We start from the raw sequence: 15,999 nt of genomic DNA on the forward strand, positions 1-15,999 counted from the left end.
ACTCTCAGACTTCGGCGTACAGGCGGCCCGGGTTGAAGATGCCCTGGGGATCGAGTTGCAACTTGAGATTGCGGTGGTAGCGCAGCAGCGGTGCCACCAGCGGATGGAACGACGCCGGATCTGATTTATAAAGAGTCGCATGACCGCCGATGCGGGCTACCGCCTGGCGAATCAGTTCTGCGGGGACGTCGGATTTCAACCAGCGCTGTGCGCCACCCCAGTCCAGCAACTGCCTGCCCGGCAATTCGATCGGCGCGCTGTTGTGTGGCAGCGAAAGGCGCCACAGCGGTTGAGGGGCCTCGAAGAAGCCCAGGCGTTGCTCACGCAGGTCAGTCCAATAACTACCATCGAGGTCCTCACCTCCCAGACGCTCGACCGCGGAGGCCACCGAGCCTTCGCCGCCTTCCAGGCGCAGGTGCAGGGCATGCCCGTCGTAGGAGGCTGCACTGATCGGTATCGGTTGCTGGCCCCATTCGGCCAGCTCGCCCAAGGCCTGGTGCAGGTCCATTTCCAAGCGCAGGCTCTGGCACTTGCGCGGCTTGGGTAGCACCTTCAGCGACACTTCGGTCAACACCCCCAGGCACCCGAAACTACCCGCCATCAGCCGCGAGAGATCGTAGCCAGCGACGTTCTTCATTACTTCACCACCGAAGCGCAGCAGTTTGCCGTGACCGGTGATAACGCGGGTGCCCAGTACATAGTCCCGTACCGAGCCGGCCCAAGGGCGGCGTGGGCCGGAAAGTCCGGCGGCGACCATGCCGCCGAGGGTGGCTCCAGGGCCAAAATGCGGTGGCTCGAAAGGCAGCATCTGGCCGGCGGCGTCGAGCGCGGCCTCGATGTCCACCAACGGCGTACCGGCGCGGGCGGTTAGTACCAACTCGGTGGGGTCATAGCTGACAATCCCGCGGTGGCTGCGGGTATCAAGCACCTCGCCCGTGACCGGACAGCCAAGCATATTCTTGCTGTTGCTGCCCTGAATGCGCAGAGGCGTGCGTTCGTTGAGCGCCTGATTGACCTGCTCCAGCAGGGCAGCGCTAGCGTCGTGATCGTGTCGCATCAGAAGCGCTCCAGTTCAGGGAAGGGCAACTTGCCGTGGTGCACGTGCATCGAGCCAAATTCGGCGCAGCGGTGCAGGGTAGGGATATTCTTGCCGGGGTTGAGCAGGCCCTGCGGGTCGAAGGCGTGCTTGACGGCGTGGAACAGGGTCAGCTCATCGCTGTTGAATTGCGCGCACATCTGGTTGATTTTCTCGCGGCCCACACCGTGCTCACCGGTGATGCTGCCACCGACTGCCACGCACAGCTCGAGGATCTTCCCGCCCAACGCCTCGGCACGTTCCAGTTCACCAGGCTGGTTGGCATCGAAGAGAATCAGCGGATGCATATTGCCGTCGCCGGCATGGAATACGTTGGCGACACGCAAACCGTATTGTTCCGAAAGCTCCGTGATGCCATTGAGCACGCCCGGCAACTCACGGCGTGGAATGGTGCCGTCCATGCAGTAATAGTCTGGAGAGATGCGCCCCACCGCCGGGAAGGCGTTCTTGCGTCCGGCCCAGAAGCGCGCGCGCTCGGCTTCATCGCAGGCCAGACGCACGTCGGTCGCGCCCGCAGCCCGAAGCACTGCCTCGACGCATTCGCAGTCCTCCTGCACGTCGGACTCTACGCCGTCAAGCTCGCACAACAGGATGGCAGCAGCGTCCACGGGGTAACCGGCGTGAATGAAGTCCTCCGTGGCGCGGATAGACAGGTTGTCCATCATCTCCAGCCCCCCGGGGATGATGCCGGCGGCGATGATATCGCCAACTGCGCGCCCGGCTTTTTCCACCGAGTCGAAGCTAGCCAGCAAAACGCGTGCGACCTGGGGCTTGGGCAACAGTTTGACAGTCACCTCAGTGACAATGCCCAACATGCCTTCAGAACCAGTAAACAGCGCCAACAGGTCAAACCCTGGGGCGTCTAGCGCATCGCTGCCCAAGGTCATGTACTCGCCTTCGATGGTGAGAATCTCAACCTTGAGCAGGTTGTGTACGGTTAAACCGTACTTCAGACAATGCACGCCACCTGCGTTCTCGGCGACGTTGCCGCCGATTGAGCAAGCGATCTGTGAGGAAGGATCAGGTGCGTAGTACAACCCATGAGGCGCAGCCGCCTGAGAAATCGCCAGGTTACGAACACCGGGCTGAACCCGTGCGTAACGACCTTCGGGATTGACCTCAATGATTCGGTTGAAGCGGGCCATTACCAACAGAATGCCTTGCTCCAGTGGCAGGGCGCCTCCGGATAGACCTGTGCCAGCGCCGCGTGCGACCACCGGGACCTGACGGGCATGACAAATCTTTAAAAGGGCTTGGACGTGCTCGATCCGCTTAGGCAGTACCACCAACAGCGGAACCACACGGTAGGCGGAAAGACCATCACACTCGTAGGGAAGGAGATCTTCTTGGCTGTGGAGGATTTCCAGATCTGGAAGGGACTCTTGTAGCTCAAAAAGCAGGGCAGCCTTGTCGACCCGCGGCAGGGCACCGTCGACTCGCTCATCGTAGAGAATATTCATAAGGCTCACTTGTATTTTTGTTGTTTTTTGGCGTGGCCGGGGCGCCTGGGGGGATCACCCATACGACGCTGGCTCACCAGACCGAAGTCGAGATTAGGCTGCTCGTTCTATCGCGGGGAGTCGATGAGCACGCCAACTGGTAGGACCACTTTTTTGCCGCATGGCTAAAATGAATGTGGTGGTAGAGAGGTTTTTGCGTGAAAATCTTTCTCTAACGAGATAACAATAAGAAGCTGGTCCTACCAGTTGAGAGGTGGCAATGGACACCGTGGTTTCGCAGAAGCATGAAAAAGTACAGATCGCCGATCAAGTGGCCGAACGTATCGAAAAGCTGATCGTCGATGGTGTACTCAAGGTTGGCCAGGCATTGCCTTCTGAGCGACGTCTGGTGGAGAAGCTGGGATGCTCGCGATCAGCATTACGGGAAGGTTTGCGAGTGCTACGTGGCAGAGGCATTGTTGAGACCGAACAAGGGCGGGGTTCATTCGTTGCAGATTTGAGTAGGACAGGTAATGCGACCCCTTTGATGCACCTTTTTAGCTCACAACCGCGGACGCTGTTCGACCTGCTGGAAGTGCGAGCACTTCTTGAAGCAGAGTCGGCCAGACTGGCCGCACTACGTGCGACTGATATTGATCGGGTGCTGATCAAACGTCGCTACGACGAGATGGTAGACGCCCATGAGAATCCAGAATCCCATGACCCACGTGAGCACGCCCGGCGCGACCATGCCTTCCACAGAGCGATTAGTGAGGCTTCGCATAACCCGGTCTTAGTGCACACCTTGCAGTCACTCAGCGATTTGACGCTCAGCACGGTGTTTGCTTCCGTCAATAATCTCTACTGTCGGCCAGCGCAGAAACGGCAGATCGATCGCCAGCACTCTCGGCTCTACCATGCGGTGATGGAGCAGTTACCCGAACAGGCCCAACGAGCTGCTCGAGAACACATCACTAGCGTCCGTGACAACCTGCAAGAGATTGAGCAAGAAGAACAACGCCTGGTTCGAGCGACTATGCGCCTGGAAGGTTGGAAATAAAAACAGGCGCTTGTAAGCGCCTGTGCTCGGGACTATGGCCTGAGGGTCCTAGCTCATGGGAATTTGTTCTATGCGTAACGTGTTGGTGCTGCCAAGGCGTCCAAACGGCATACCGGCGGTTATGACAACCGTGTCGCCGGGCTTGGCCATTTCCAGCAATTGCACTTGAGAGAGTGCTGTACTCGTAACATCCTCGACCTTCCGCAACCGTTGATTGACGACCGAATAGACGCCCCAGGCGACGCTCAGACGTCGACCTGTGTTCAGATTTGGTGTCAGGTTGAGGATAGGAGCTCTCGGGCGCTCACGGGCGGCACGCAGGGTCGACGCCCCTGATTCGCTATAATTCACCAGCACCGCCACCGGCAGAATGCCGCTGATCCGGCGGATCGCACAACTGATCGCATCCGAGACAGTGGCCTCGGCCTGAGGCCGTCCAACGTCTAACTGCACCTGGTAATCCGGGCCCGCTTCAACCTGGCGGATGATCTTACTCATCATCTGCACCGCTTCCAGTGGGTAGTCACCCGAGGCAGTCTCGGCCGACAACATCACCGCGTCCGCACCTTCGGCCACGGCGTTGGCTACGTCCGTGACCTCAGCGCGGGTCGGGGCAGGGGAGAATCGCATGGACTCGAGCATCTGGGTCGCAACAACCACCGGGCGGCCCAACTGGCGGCAGATGGTGATGATGCTCTTCTGGATCTGCGGCACGCTTTCGGCCGGCACTTCCACACCTAGGTCACCACGGGCGACCATGATCGCGTCGCTCAGTTCGGCGATCTCGCGCAGTTGGGTAACGGCCGACGGTTTCTCGATCTTGGCCATGAGGAAGGCACGGTCGCCGATCAGTTGGCGCGCCTCGACGATGTCCTGCGGGCGCTGCACGAACGACAGCGCCACCCAGTCCACGCCCAGTTCCAGGCCGAAGGTCAGGTCGCGGCGGTCTTTCTCGGTGAGCGGAGAGAGGTCGAGCACCGCCTGCGGCACGTTCACGCCCTTGCGGTCGGACAGCTCGCCACCATTGAGCACCTCGGTGTCGATAGCATCAGCGTGCTTGGCGGTCACCCGCAGGCGCAACTTGCCATCGTCCAGTAGCAGATCCATGCCCAGCTCCAGGGCGGCGATGATCTCAGGGTGCGGCAGATTAACTCGACGCTCATCGCCCGGCGTGCCATCCAAGTCCAGGCGTAGAGACTGGCCACGTTGCAGATGGACCTTGCCTTCGGCAAAGCGGCCAACGCGCAGTTTCGGACCTTGCAGGTCCATGAGGATGCCCAGTGGGTAGTTCAGTTGGCTTTCCACTTCGCGGATCCACTTGAAACGCATCGCATGGTCGGCGTGCTCGCCGTGGCTGAAGTTGAGGCGGAAGATGTTCACCCCGGCCTCGACCAACTGGCGTACGTCGTCGATGCCCTTGATCGCAGGGCCCAGGGTGGCAAGGATCTTTACTTTTTTATCAGGCGTCATGTTGGGCAGTCTCGAGGATCAGGATGGCGCGGAAATCGTTGACGTTGGTGCGGGTCGGCTCGGTGACGATCAGCGCATCCAGCGCGGCGAAGTAGCCGTAGCCGTTGTTGTTGTCCAGCTCGTCGGCGGCCGACAGGCCCAGGGCCTGGGCGCGGGCGTAGCTGTCGGGGGTCATGATCGCCCCGGCGTTCTCTTCCGAACCGTCGATGCCGTCGGTGTCACCGGCCAGGGCGTAGACGCCCGGCAGGCCCTTGAGGCTTTCGGTCAGGCTCAGCAGGAACTCGGCGTTGCGCCCGCCACGGCCGTTGCCGCGCACGGTCACGGTGGTCTCGCCGCCGGAAAGGATCACGCAGGGCGCGGCCAGCGGCTGGCCATGCAGGCGGATCTGCCGGGCGATGCCGGCGTGCACCTTGGCCACTTCACGCGACTCGCCTTCCAGGTCGCCAAGGATCAACGGGCTGAAGCCGTGCTTGCGGGCGATCACGGCGGCGGCGTCCAGCGACTGCTGGGGCTTGGCGATCAACTGGAAGTGGCTGCGGGCCAGGGCCGGGTCGTTTTCCTTGACGGTTTCCGAAGCCGGGTTGTTCAGCCAGTCGATCACCGCTTTTGGTGCGGCGATGTTGTAGCGCTTGATGATCGCCAGGGCTTCGGCGCTGGTGCTCGGGTCGGCCACGGTGGGGCCGGAGGCGATGACCGTGGCGAGGTCGCCCGGTACATCGGAAATCGCATAGGTGTAGACCGTGGCCGGCCAGCAGGCCTTGGCCAGGCGGCCGCCCTTGATCGCCGAGAGGTGCTTGCGCACGCAGTTCATCTCGCCGATGGTGGCGCCGGACTTGAGCAGCGCCTTGTTGATCTGCTGCTTGTCGGCCAGGGTCAGGCCTTCGGCGGGCAGGGCCAGCAGGGCAGAGCCACCGCCGGAAAGCAGGAAGATGACACGGTCGTCTTCGGTGAGGTTGCTGACCATCTCCAGCACGCGCTTGGCAACGGCCAGGCCCGCGGCGTCCGGTACCGGGTGGGCGGCTTCGACCACCTCGATCTTCGAGCAGTTGGCGCCGTGGCCGTAGCGGGTGACCACCAGGCCCGAGACGTCGCCTTGCCAACTGCGCTCGACCACTTCGGCCATGGCTGCGGCGGCTTTGCCAGCGCCGATGACGATGACGCGGCCGGTGCGGTCGCTGGGCAGATGGGCTTCGAGCACCTGGCGGGGATGCGCGGCGTTGATGGCTGTATCGAACAGCTTGCGAAGGATTTTTTGCGGATCGACCGACATGGCAGGCTCCCAAAATTCTTGTTGTTCTGCAGAATCGAAAACGCCCCTGGAACTGCCTCCGTGCAGGCCGAACCAAGGGCGGGTATTGCTCATTGCCGCTGCCTGACCCGTGGTCGCAAGTCAGACAGTGCTGGACGCTTTGCGAACTTCCAGCGAAGAAACCGCTGTAGTCGCTAGGGAATCACTTCTCGTCGCGGATCGAGAAGTTGGCCATGTGCTCAAGGCCTTTGATCAGTGCGGAGTGGTCCCAGTTGCTGCCACCGATGGCCGCGCAGGTGCTGAACACCTGTTGCGCGTTGGCAGTGTTGGGCAGGTTGATGTTCAGTTCCTTGGCGCCTTGCAGGGCCAGGTTCAGGTCCTTCTGGTGCAGGCTGATGCGGAAGCCTGGGTCGAAGGTGCCCTTGATCATGCGCTCGCCGTGCACTTCGAGGATCTTCGAGGAGGCGAAGCCGCCCATCAGTGCTTCACGTACCTTGGCAGGATCTGCGCCGTTCTTGGCGGCGAACAGCAGCGCTTCGGCGACGGCCTGGATGTTCAGGGCGACGATGATCTGGTTGGCGACCTTGGCGGTCTGGCCGTCACCGTTACCACCGACGCGGGTGATGTTCTTGCCCATGGCCTGGAACAGCGGCAGAGCGCGTTCGAAGGCGTTCGGGCAGCCACCGACCATGATGCTCAGGGTCGCGGCTTTGGCACCGACTTCGCCGCCGGACACTGGGGCGTCGAGGTAGGCAGCGCCGGTGGCCTTGACCTTCTCGGCGAAAACCTTGGTGGCGGTTGGTGAGATCGAACTCATGTCGATCACCACCTTGCCTTCGCCCACGCCCTCGATTACACCGTTTTGACGAAACAGAACATCCTCAACGTGAGGGGTGTCGGGCACCATGACGATGATGAACTCAACTGCTTCGGCCACCGCTTTTGGGCTGGGCAGTGGTGTGGCGATGAGGTCGGCGGGCACCGGGTCATGGTGGGTAGAAACGAACAGTTCATGACCTGCTTTTTGCAGGTTTTGGGCCATGGGCTTGCCCATGATACCAGTGCCGATGAAACCGATTTTAGCCATGAGAAATTGCCTCTTTTCTATTTGTTGACCCCATACAGTTACGTGTCACGGAACTGTATGGGGGCTTTGGTCTCGATCAGGCCTTGAGCCAGCCGAGCCCCGCTTTGGTTGTTGTCAGTGGTTTGTATTCCGCGCCCACCCAGCCTTGGTAGCCAATGCGGTCCAGGTGTTCGAACAGGAACGCATAATTGATCTCGCCAGTGCCGGGCTCGTTGCGCCCAGGATTGTCGGCCAACTGGATGTGGTTGATCGCAGCGAGGTTGGCTGCCATCGTGCGTGCCAGGTCCCCTTCCATGATCTGCATGTGGTAGATGTCGTACTGCAGGAACAGGTTTGGGCTGCCGACCTGTTCACGAATCTCCAGCGCTTGCTTCGTGGTGTTCAGGTAGAAACCGGGGATGTCACGGGTATTGATCATCTCCATCACCAGCTTGATGCCCACCGCTTCGAGGCGGTCGGCAGCGTACTCGAGGTTGTCGAGCAGGGTGTTTTGCACCATGAACGGGTCTACACCCTGCGGCGTGATGCCAGCCAGACAGTTAACCTGGGTGTTACCCAGCACCTTGGCGTATTCAATGGCAATGTCGACGCCGGCACGGAAATCCTCGACCCGTTCCGGCAGGCAGGCGATACCACGCTCACCCTTAGCCCAGTCGCCAGCGGGCAGATTGAAGAGCACCTGTTGCAGTTGGTTGGCATCCAGGCGGGCGCGGATCTCCTCTACGGGGTAATCGTAGGGGAACAGGTACTCGACACCACGGAATCCGGCCTGGGCGGCGGCTTTAAAACGGTCCAGGAAGTCCACCTCGGTGAACAGCATGGACAGGTTAGCGGCAAAACGAGGCATGATCGGCTCCGGGTCAGTCCAGTGGCAGGATGGAAGTAGGGGCGTCGGCTCGACTGGTAGCCAGCGCCTCAAATTCGTTAATGGCGTTGATCTCAGTACCCATGGCGATGTTCGTGACGCGCTCCAGGATTACCTCGACCACCACCGGTACGCGGAAGGTTTCCATCAGTTCGCGGGCCTGGGCGAAGGCGGCGGGCAACTGGTTCGCGTCGAATACACGGATGGCCTTGCAGCCTAAGCCCTCAACCACGGTCACGTGGTCCACGCCGTAGCTACCCAGTTCTGGCGCGTTGACGTTTTCGAACGACAGCTGCACGCAGTAGTCGATGTCAAAGCCACGCTGGGCTTGGCGAATCAGACCGAGGTAGGCGTTATTCACCAGCACGTGGATGTACGGCAGGTTGAACTGTGCGCCCACCGCCAGTTCCTCGATCATGAACTGGAAGTCGTAGTCACCAGACAACGCGACGACCTGGCGCTCTGGATCGGCTTTCACTACGCCGAGAGCAGCGGGGATGGTCCAACCCAACGGCCCCGCCTGGCCGCAGTTGATCCAGTGACGCGGCTTGTACACGTGCAGGAACTGGGCGCCGGCAATCTGCGACAGACCGATGGTACTGACGTAGCAAGTATCCTTGCCGAAGAAACGATTCATTTCCTCGTATACCCGTTGCGGCTTGACCGGCACTTCGTCGAAGTGGGTCTTGCGTTGCAGGGTGCGTTTGCGTTCACGGCAGGCTTCAGCCCAGGCTTTGCGGTCCTTGAGCTTGCCAGCGGCCTGCCACTCGCGAGCTACCTCGAGGAATACATCGAGGGCGGCGCCTGCGTCGGAGACGATGCCGAGGTCCGGGGTGAACACACGACCGATCTGGGTCGGCTCGATGTCCACGTGCACAAACGTGCGGCCTTCGGTGTAGACGTCGACAGAGCCAGTATGGCGGTTGGCCCAGCGATTGCCGATGCCGAACACCAGATCCGACTCGAGCAGGGTAGCGTTGCCGTAGCGGTGCGAGGTCTGCAGGCCACACATGCCCGCCATCAACGGGTGGTCATCGGGCAGGGTTCCCCAGCCCATCAGGGTAGGGATTACCGGCACGCCGGTCAGTTCGGCGAAGGCCACCAGCTTGTCACTGGCGTCGGCGTTGATGATACCGCCACCGGCGACGATCAGCGGGCGCTCAGCGGCATTGAGCATGGCAAGAGCCTTCTCGGCCTGAACGCGACTGGCTTGGGGCTTGTGCACCGGTAGCGGCTCGTAGGCGTCGATGTCAAACTCGATCTCGGCCATCTGCACGTCAAATGGCAGGTCGATCAGTACTGGACCGGGCCGGCCGCTGCGCATTTCGTAAAAAGCTTTCTGGAAGGCATAGGGCACCTGACCTGGCTCCAGCACAGTAGTGGCCCACTTGGTCACCGGTTTGACAATGCTGGTGATGTCGACGGCCTGGAAGTCTTCCTTGTGCAGTCGAGCTCGAGGGGCTTGCCCTGTGATGCAGAGAATCGGAATGGAATCTGCCGAGGCGCTGTACAGGCCAGTGACCATGTCGGTGCCAGCCGGGCCGGATGTGCCGATGCACAGGCCGATATTACCTGCGTGGGTACGGGTGTAGCCCTCGGCCATGTGCGAGGCACCCTCGACATGGCGGGCCAATACATGGTCGATTCCACCAATTTTTTTCAAGGCAGCGTAGAACGGATTGATTGCGGCTCCGGGGATACCGAATGCGGTATCGATACCTTCACGGCGCAGCACCAGAACGGCGGCCTCGATTGCTCTCATTTTGGCCATTGTGTACTCCTTCGCACGGGTCGATAATTTTTGTAGTGGAGGTCAGTCTGTATTAGGCTTGCGTGCGTTAGAACACCTGAAAAATGTTTTCTGTCGATATGAAAGGTATCGAATGGCACGGTACACAGAGCTACATAGCTTCGTTCAGGTTGCCCAGAAGGGCAGCTTCGCTTCTGCCGCGCTGAGCGAAGGCGTGACCCCGGCAATACTCGGTAGGCGACTAGATGCGTTGGAGAAACGCTTGGGCGTTAAACTGATGCACCGATCGACTCGGGGTTTGCGCCTGACCGAACTTGGGGAGCAATTGCTGGAGCGCGCTAGGTTACTGCTGCGTGATTTTGACGACATGGAGGCCGATATCAGTGGCTGCGGCTCTATGGTCAAAGGCAACCTGATGGTTTCGGCGCCCGCTTCTTTTGGCAGAGTTCACGTTGCCCCGCACGCATTGGGGTTTCACCAAGAGTTTCCCAACTTGAAGCTCTCGTTCAACCTCACCGACAGCCTCGTCGATCTGGTTAGCGAGGGCTACGACATGAGCATCCGCATTGGCGGGGTAACCGACCCGAACTATGTAGCGGTCAAGTTGTTCAGCAATCGTCGGGTAGTTTGTGGCACCCCTGAATACTTTGCCCGGAATGGCCGTCCGACCACCCTGGAGGACCTGGCCGACCACAATTGCTTGGCATTTACTTTGCAGGGCGGCCAGCAACGGGGCTGGGTATTCCAGCGGAATGGCCGACAGGTAGCGATGCGGGTCAGCGGCAGTCTCGCGTGTAACGATGGCGAACTGCTGTTCTCATGGATGCGCCAAGGCTTGGGGATCGGCTGGCGCTCGACGTGGGAGATTCAGAAGGAGTTGCTAAGCGGCGAACTGGTCACGGTTCTGGATGACTTTGCCCTCGATGACTACGATATCCAAGCGGTGTATCCACAGCAGCGCTTCTTGCCAGCCAAGGTGCGGCATTTTATTGAGTACCTGAAGCTGGTGTACCAGAGCCCCGGATATTGGGAACAGTGATAGGGGCAGCGATGCACCCTATGGATGCTATAGAGGTCGCGGTTTGGATTATTTCAGTGCTTTGAATGCCTTCGTCGAGGCGGCGCGGCAGAGCAACTTCTCACGGGCGGCAGAACGACTGGAGGTGAAGGCCTCAACTATTTCTCGGTACGTAAGAGACTTAGAGACGGACCTGGGTATTGCTTTGTTTAATCGCTCAACCCGCGCGCTGAGGCTGACAGAGGGCGGGAGAACATTCCTGGTACATGCTCAGCGCGTGCTGGATGAACTGGAAGTCGCGCGCGCCGCAGCCTCTTCGTTGAATGACGAGCCCCGTGGCGTGCTCCAACTTAACGCACCACCGGCGTTTGCCCGGCACCACATCGTGCCGGCGCTGAGCGAGTTCAGGGCGCGATTTCCACAAATCCAAGTCGATCTCACCTGTGAGGAGAGTCAGGTCAATCTCATCGACGCCGGAGCCGATTTAGCAATACGTCTCGGTTGCTTGCCGGACTCCTCGCTTAAAGCCAGGAAGATTGCTGACGAGCAGTGGGTGCTGTGCGCCGCGCCCTCATTGTGGCATGAGCCGAGCGGACCAGAGCATCCAGAGGCCCTGGCGGATCAAGGCTTCATTGCGTCCAGCCAACGTCTGGACCTGTATTGGAGCCACGCTGGCGAGACAGTCCGGCAAAGTCACACGGTTACGTTGCGAACCAACGACCTTGAGGCTCAGCTAGTCGCCGCGCAGGCGGGGCAGGGCCCCGTCCTGCTGCCGGCTTGGCTGGTCGCTACGGCGATCCGCCAAGGCACGTTGGTGCGCTGGTTATCAGCATGGCAGTGCCAGCCTGGAGAGGTAGGTACCTCGCTGTGGTTTATCTATCCGCCGAAACGGATCGTTTCCTCTAAGGTGCGCAGCTTCATCGACTTCATGGTGCAACGCATTGGCGAGGCTCCATACTGGCGTCTTTGAGTGCCGGCCACAGTACTCAACTGAAACGGATATCTAAGGCGCGCAACCAGGTCTGCAGCCCTGCGTCCTGGATCGGGATCAGCAGCGCCTCACGATCGGAAGTATTGTAGTGGGCATGCCAGTAACCGGGCGGGGTGACGAAAGCCAGGCCTGGGGTCCAGTCGACCCGAGTCGGGTTAACGATTTCACCGGCTTCGTCGAGTTGTGTACCGACCAGACTGTAGCAACCTGGCGGGCAGTCGACGATAAAGTCCAGCGCGAGGGACTGGTGTCGGTGGGGTTTCTGCACGGCACCAGCCGGGACCAGGCCATACATCGCCCAAAGCACGTGGGTGACGGTGCGAGTTTGCGGGAAGTTACGATTACCGAGCAGAATGCTGACTCGGCTGCGGTCCTTGGCCCGCGGGTCGGCGGCGGCTTGGCGCAAGTGGGCGTTGGCGACCTCGCTGGCATACAGCGTCGGTGCAAAACGGTCCTCACTGCGTGTGGCGCCCAGGTAACGAAGCAGCGGTTCGTCGTGCACATAGTAGAATCGGCTGTCGCTAGACGCCTGAAGGATGCTCGCATGCATGGCCGGCAGCGCAACGAAGCAGCCTTTATGCCACTCGAAGGTGGATTTGTCATAGGTCAACCGACCCTCACCCTCGATGACGTAGAGCACTTGCGAGGTGGCGTTAGGAGCTAGACGCAAGCTGTCGCCAGCAAGTACTCGTACGAAGTTAGCGCACAGCCCCGGCCCCGTGGCAGGTCCTTCGCAACCCAGTGCTTGGCTTAAGTCCAGTGGTATGACTCGAGACTCGCCCTCCTGACATAGGGACGCCGGAAACGTATGGTACGGCACCCGAGAGATCAGCTTCGCGCCAATGGGATTGGCAGCTTTGCTGTACTCGAAGAATTCGGCTTCGGCTAAGTAGCTCGGACGTGCTGAGATGATCTGCTCGTTCAGGGGTTTGTTCACGGTATGACCTCTTGATAAACGATGAAAGCGGTGGTGCGAGGTCACTGTACAAACGTGGGGGAGGAGGATTAAGCCCCCAAAGAGCATAGGTGTTGTGCCAGTAGGGGATGTGAACAGCCTTACCATCATTGGATAATGACACCCCCACATATTGGACGGCACCTTCGTATGCAGACGAGGCCGTGCTCTTGCTCGATGGCGAAGGATTCAAAAACAGCTATAGCGCCGTATGCCTTTGTCAGCCCCCGGAACCAGTGAGGATCAAGCCCAAGTATGTATGCGCCATCTTCGAAGGTTGTACCTTCATCCTATTGCACTGAGCTTTGGGCTGTGAGGACCTGCAAAAACGAATACCAGTTCCGGTGTTACCAATCCGGATTTTTTTTGCTGTAAAAGCGCGGATATCACTCGTTTCCGTAGCGACGTCGCCGTTACCCTTCTTCATTAGTGGATTTGTCTATGCAGGGCTTTCCTGGCCAGGAGATCGATGCAATGGCGCCAGAGCGTGGCGCGTTCAACGATCTGCTTTTGCGCTTCATCTGCCTCATCACCCTGGCGATCTTCATTGTCGACACTCTGACTTCGTTCGAGATCGCCGTTGCCGTCCTCTACGTACTGGTCATCATGATCGCCACGACCCGTCTTTCGGTGAGGGGCATACGTCTGCTAGCAGCGATTTGTAGTTGCCTGACGTTGGCGGCTTTCCTGCTTTCGCACCACAACCAGTTCTTCAGTGAGGCTTTGGCCCGCTGCCTAGTCAGCCTTGTTGCCATTGCAGTCGCTGGCTGGCTTGCCGTGAAAAGTCGGAAGGTCACCGACCGTTTACGAGAGCAGTTTGCACTGCTGTCGCAGACCCATGATGCGATTATCGTCTGTACGTTTGACAGCCGTATTCGCAGTTGGAATTCCGGTGCCGAGGCACTCTACGGCTGGACCGCCGATGAAGTAATCGGACGAGACTGCTGGGATTTGCTCTGCAGTCGTTCATCACAGGCACCGCAGGCAATCAAGGCCGAGCTGTTGGAAAAAGGTGTTTGGGAAGGCGAACTGATCGAGACAACACGCGCCGGCAAAGAGGTCACAATCCTCAGCCGATGGTCGCTACACCGAGACCAACTTGGCAATCCCAGGGCGATTCTGGCCAGTAACAACGATGTGACCGACCGGCGCCTAGCCGAGGTCGCACTACATCGCTCCCAGGCTGAACTGGCCCACGTAAGCCGAGTCAGCATGTTGGGCGAGTTGGGCACCTCAATAGCTCATGAAGTTAACCAGTCACTGGCTGCCATCGTAACCAATGCCGAAGCGGCCCAACGTTGGCTGGACCGTGCCGACGCACATGAAGCGCGCGTGGCAATTGGCAGGGTGGCCAGCAATGCCCGACGGGCGAGCGATGTGATACAGCGGATTCGCGAACATACCCGCAAGGCCGAGCCACGGCATGAATGCCTGGATATAGAGAGTGTTGTGAGCGAATCCCTGACCCTCCTTGAGCGGGATATCCAGCATCGCCGGATACAACTCTTTCGAAGCCCGGTCCGTCGTCTGACGGTACGCGGTGACCGGATTCAACTGCAACAGGTCATGATCAACCTGTTGATTAACGGCATCGACGCTATCGACGAGCGTGAAGGCTCAGCTCGCCATTTGTACATCGAGGTTTGTGAGCAGGATCAGCAGGTGCAGGTCACGGTCAGAGACAGTGGTAAAGGTATAGAGGAAGAGCACCTCGACATGTTGTTCAACGCATTCTTCACCACCAAGGATGAGGGGATCGGTATTGGCCTGCCCATCTGCCGCTCAATCATCGAGGTGCATGGCGGTCGCATCTGGGCCGACAGCCGAGCGGGAGAAGGCGCGACCTTGTCGTTTGTACTGCCTAGAGTCTGCGAGGAGGTAATAGCATGAAAAACACCTGCATCTACATGGTGGACGATGATCACGACCTGTGCGAGGCCGTAGTTGGGCTTCTGCGTTCGGTTGATCTGGCCGTGAAAACCTTCGCTTCGCCGAATGAGTTCCTCCAGTTTCCGCGTCCGGAGGTTCCTAGTTGTTTGATTCTCGATGTGCGCCTCAAAGGCGCTAGCGGCCTGGACTTCCAAGCTCGTATGGACGATTTGCGGGTGAACATTCCAGTAATCATGATGACTGCCTACGGGGATATCCCAATGAGCGTCAGGGCCATGAAGGCCGGCGCCTTGGGCTTTCTCACCAAACCATTTCGCGATCAGGATCTACTCGATGCTGTAGTAGAGGCTCTTGAGCATGATCGTCAACGCCGAGTGAGCGAGGAAGGCATCATCGAGTTGCGTGAGCGCCACAACCGCCTAAGCACACGTGAGCAGGAGGTGATGGCCATGGCCACGACTGGCCTGTTGAACAAGCAAATTGCAGCCGAGCTAGGGATTAGCGAGGTCACGGTGAAGATTCATCGAGGCAGTGCGATGCGCAAGATGAACGCCGGCTCGTTCGCCGAATTAGTGCGCATGGCTCAAGCGTTATCAGTGCAATGGCAAGCACAAGGTCAAGCCTAGGGGCATACCAGAGCATGATTTGCAGCAGGCCAAGTGCAGCATAGTCTAAAGCTCGGTCTTTGGCTTTTCAGGTAGTACGTCTTGTCTCCCTACCATATTTGTATCGTCGATGACGATGAAAGCGTCAGGATGGCGCTCGATGGGCTGGTCCGTTCGATGGGCCATTGCGCTGACACCTTTGGGTCGGCAACTGAATTCCTGGCGTCGCAAGCATTGCACACCTGCGATTGCCTAATCCTTGATGTGCAGATGCCAGGGCTGTCCGGGCTCGAGCTGCAACAGCAGCTACTGACCTTGGGCGTATGCCTGCCGCTAATTTTCATTACCGCGTTTCCTGAGGCTCGCTGGCGTGAGCAGGCTCTGGCCGCCGGGGCTCTGGAGTTCCTTGGCAAACCCTTTGATGGTCGCACGTTGGTAAGCCTGATCGAGCGGGCGGGCCGACTTGGACGCGGGCGTTAATACCAAGGTATGAGTCGTTAGCACCATGATATGACGCCGGCTCG

General features: G+C 59.5%; 14 protein-coding genes. 6 read left to right on the forward strand and 8 right to left on the reverse strand.

Annotation, left to right across the window (positions count from 1 at the left end):
• Positions 1-4: 4 nt before the first annotated feature.
• Both glcE and glcD read right to left on the reverse strand, forming a co-directional pair.
• Positions 5-1,057: a glycolate oxidase subunit GlcE gene (glcE, locus tag J3A71_RS13605; RefSeq protein ID WP_012314191.1), complete on the reverse strand. Its 1,053-nt coding sequence runs from the start codon at positions 1,055-1,057 to the stop codon at positions 5-7.
• A complete protein-coding gene (gene glcD / locus J3A71_RS13610) occupies positions 1,057-2,556 on the reverse strand; it encodes a glycolate oxidase subunit GlcD (protein ID WP_004577334.1) in 1,500 nt (499 codons plus the stop codon). The genes glcE and glcD overlap by 1 nt, the downstream gene beginning before the upstream one ends.
• Positions 2,557-2,815: 259 nt before the next feature.
• Here glcD and glcC point away from each other — a divergent pair, with 259 nt between their 5' ends.
• Complete coding sequence (gene glcC, locus J3A71_RS13615) at positions 2,816-3,595, forward strand: transcriptional regulator GlcC (RefSeq protein WP_012314192.1); 780 nt, start codon at positions 2,816-2,818, stop codon at positions 3,593-3,595.
• Positions 3,596-3,643: 48 nt separating this feature from the next.
• On the opposite strand, the gene pyk is transcribed toward glcC, so the two are convergent.
• The 5 genes from pyk to gcl all read right to left on the reverse strand — a co-directional run bounded on the left by pyk (position 3,644) and on the right by gcl (position 10,037).
• Positions 3,644-5,065 carry a pyruvate kinase gene (gene pyk / locus J3A71_RS13620; protein ID WP_004577336.1) on the reverse strand — a complete coding sequence of 474 codons (1,422 nt, stop codon included), beginning with the start codon at positions 5,063-5,065 and terminating at the stop codon, positions 3,644-3,646.
• On the reverse strand, positions 5,055-6,335 hold the full coding sequence (locus tag J3A71_RS13625) for a glycerate kinase (RefSeq protein WP_004577337.1): 1,281 nt from the start codon (positions 6,333-6,335) through the stop codon (positions 5,055-5,057). Before J3A71_RS13625 ends, pyk begins: the two co-directional genes overlap by 11 nt.
• Before the next feature lie 181 nt (positions 6,336-6,516).
• Positions 6,517-7,401: a 2-hydroxy-3-oxopropionate reductase gene (locus J3A71_RS13630; RefSeq protein ID WP_004577338.1), complete on the reverse strand. Its 885-nt coding sequence runs from the start codon at positions 7,399-7,401 to the stop codon at positions 6,517-6,519.
• 76 nt (positions 7,402-7,477) lie between these two features.
• Positions 7,478-8,248: a hydroxypyruvate isomerase gene (gene hyi, locus J3A71_RS13635; RefSeq protein WP_012314193.1), complete on the reverse strand. Its 771-nt coding sequence runs from the start codon at positions 8,246-8,248 to the stop codon at positions 7,478-7,480.
• 13 nt (positions 8,249-8,261) lie between these two features.
• Positions 8,262-10,037, reverse strand: a complete 1,776-nt coding sequence (gcl, locus tag J3A71_RS13640) for a glyoxylate carboligase (protein WP_004577340.1) — start codon at positions 10,035-10,037, stop codon at positions 8,262-8,264.
• A 112-nt stretch (positions 10,038-10,149) separates the two neighbouring features.
• Between gcl and J3A71_RS13645 the strand changes: the two genes are divergently transcribed.
• Together J3A71_RS13645 and J3A71_RS13650 are read left to right on the forward strand one after the other, a co-directional pair.
• Entirely contained in the window at positions 10,150-11,055 is a 906-nt protein-coding gene (locus J3A71_RS13645; protein ID WP_004577341.1) for a LysR family transcriptional regulator, read from the forward strand.
• Between the two features lie 43 nt (positions 11,056-11,098).
• A complete protein-coding gene (locus J3A71_RS13650) occupies positions 11,099-12,004 on the forward strand; it encodes a LysR family transcriptional regulator (protein ID WP_004577342.1) in 906 nt (301 codons plus the stop codon).
• Between the two features lie 16 nt (positions 12,005-12,020).
• Here the strand turns inward: J3A71_RS13650 and J3A71_RS13655 are convergent, their stop codons facing one another.
• Positions 12,021-12,950 (reverse strand): cupin, encoded by a 930-nt coding sequence (locus tag J3A71_RS13655; RefSeq protein ID WP_042111954.1) that lies wholly within the window; start codon positions 12,948-12,950, stop codon positions 12,021-12,023.
• 471 nt (positions 12,951-13,421) lie between these two features.
• Here J3A71_RS13655 and J3A71_RS13660 point away from each other — a divergent pair, with 471 nt between their 5' ends.
• The 3 genes from J3A71_RS13660 to J3A71_RS13670 all read left to right on the forward strand — a co-directional run bounded on the left by J3A71_RS13660 (position 13,422) and on the right by J3A71_RS13670 (position 15,955).
• On the forward strand, positions 13,422-14,870 hold the full coding sequence (locus J3A71_RS13660; RefSeq protein WP_052293013.1) for an ATP-binding protein: 1,449 nt from the start codon (positions 13,422-13,424) through the stop codon (positions 14,868-14,870).
• The gene (locus J3A71_RS13665; RefSeq protein ID WP_004577345.1) at positions 14,867-15,496 is read left to right on the forward strand and encodes a response regulator; all 630 of its coding nucleotides are present in this window, start codon (positions 14,867-14,869) and stop codon (positions 15,494-15,496) included. The genes J3A71_RS13660 and J3A71_RS13665 overlap by 4 nt, the downstream gene beginning before the upstream one ends.
• Positions 15,497-15,577: 81 nt before the next feature.
• The gene (locus tag J3A71_RS13670; protein WP_004577346.1) at positions 15,578-15,955 is read left to right on the forward strand and encodes a response regulator; all 378 of its coding nucleotides are present in this window, start codon (positions 15,578-15,580) and stop codon (positions 15,953-15,955) included.
• Positions 15,956-15,999 lie beyond the last annotated feature (44 nt).

Source organism: Pseudomonas sp. PvP089 (assembly GCF_017875165.1).
Taxonomy (GTDB): domain Bacteria; phylum Pseudomonadota; class Gammaproteobacteria; order Pseudomonadales; family Pseudomonadaceae; genus Aquipseudomonas; species Aquipseudomonas fortuita.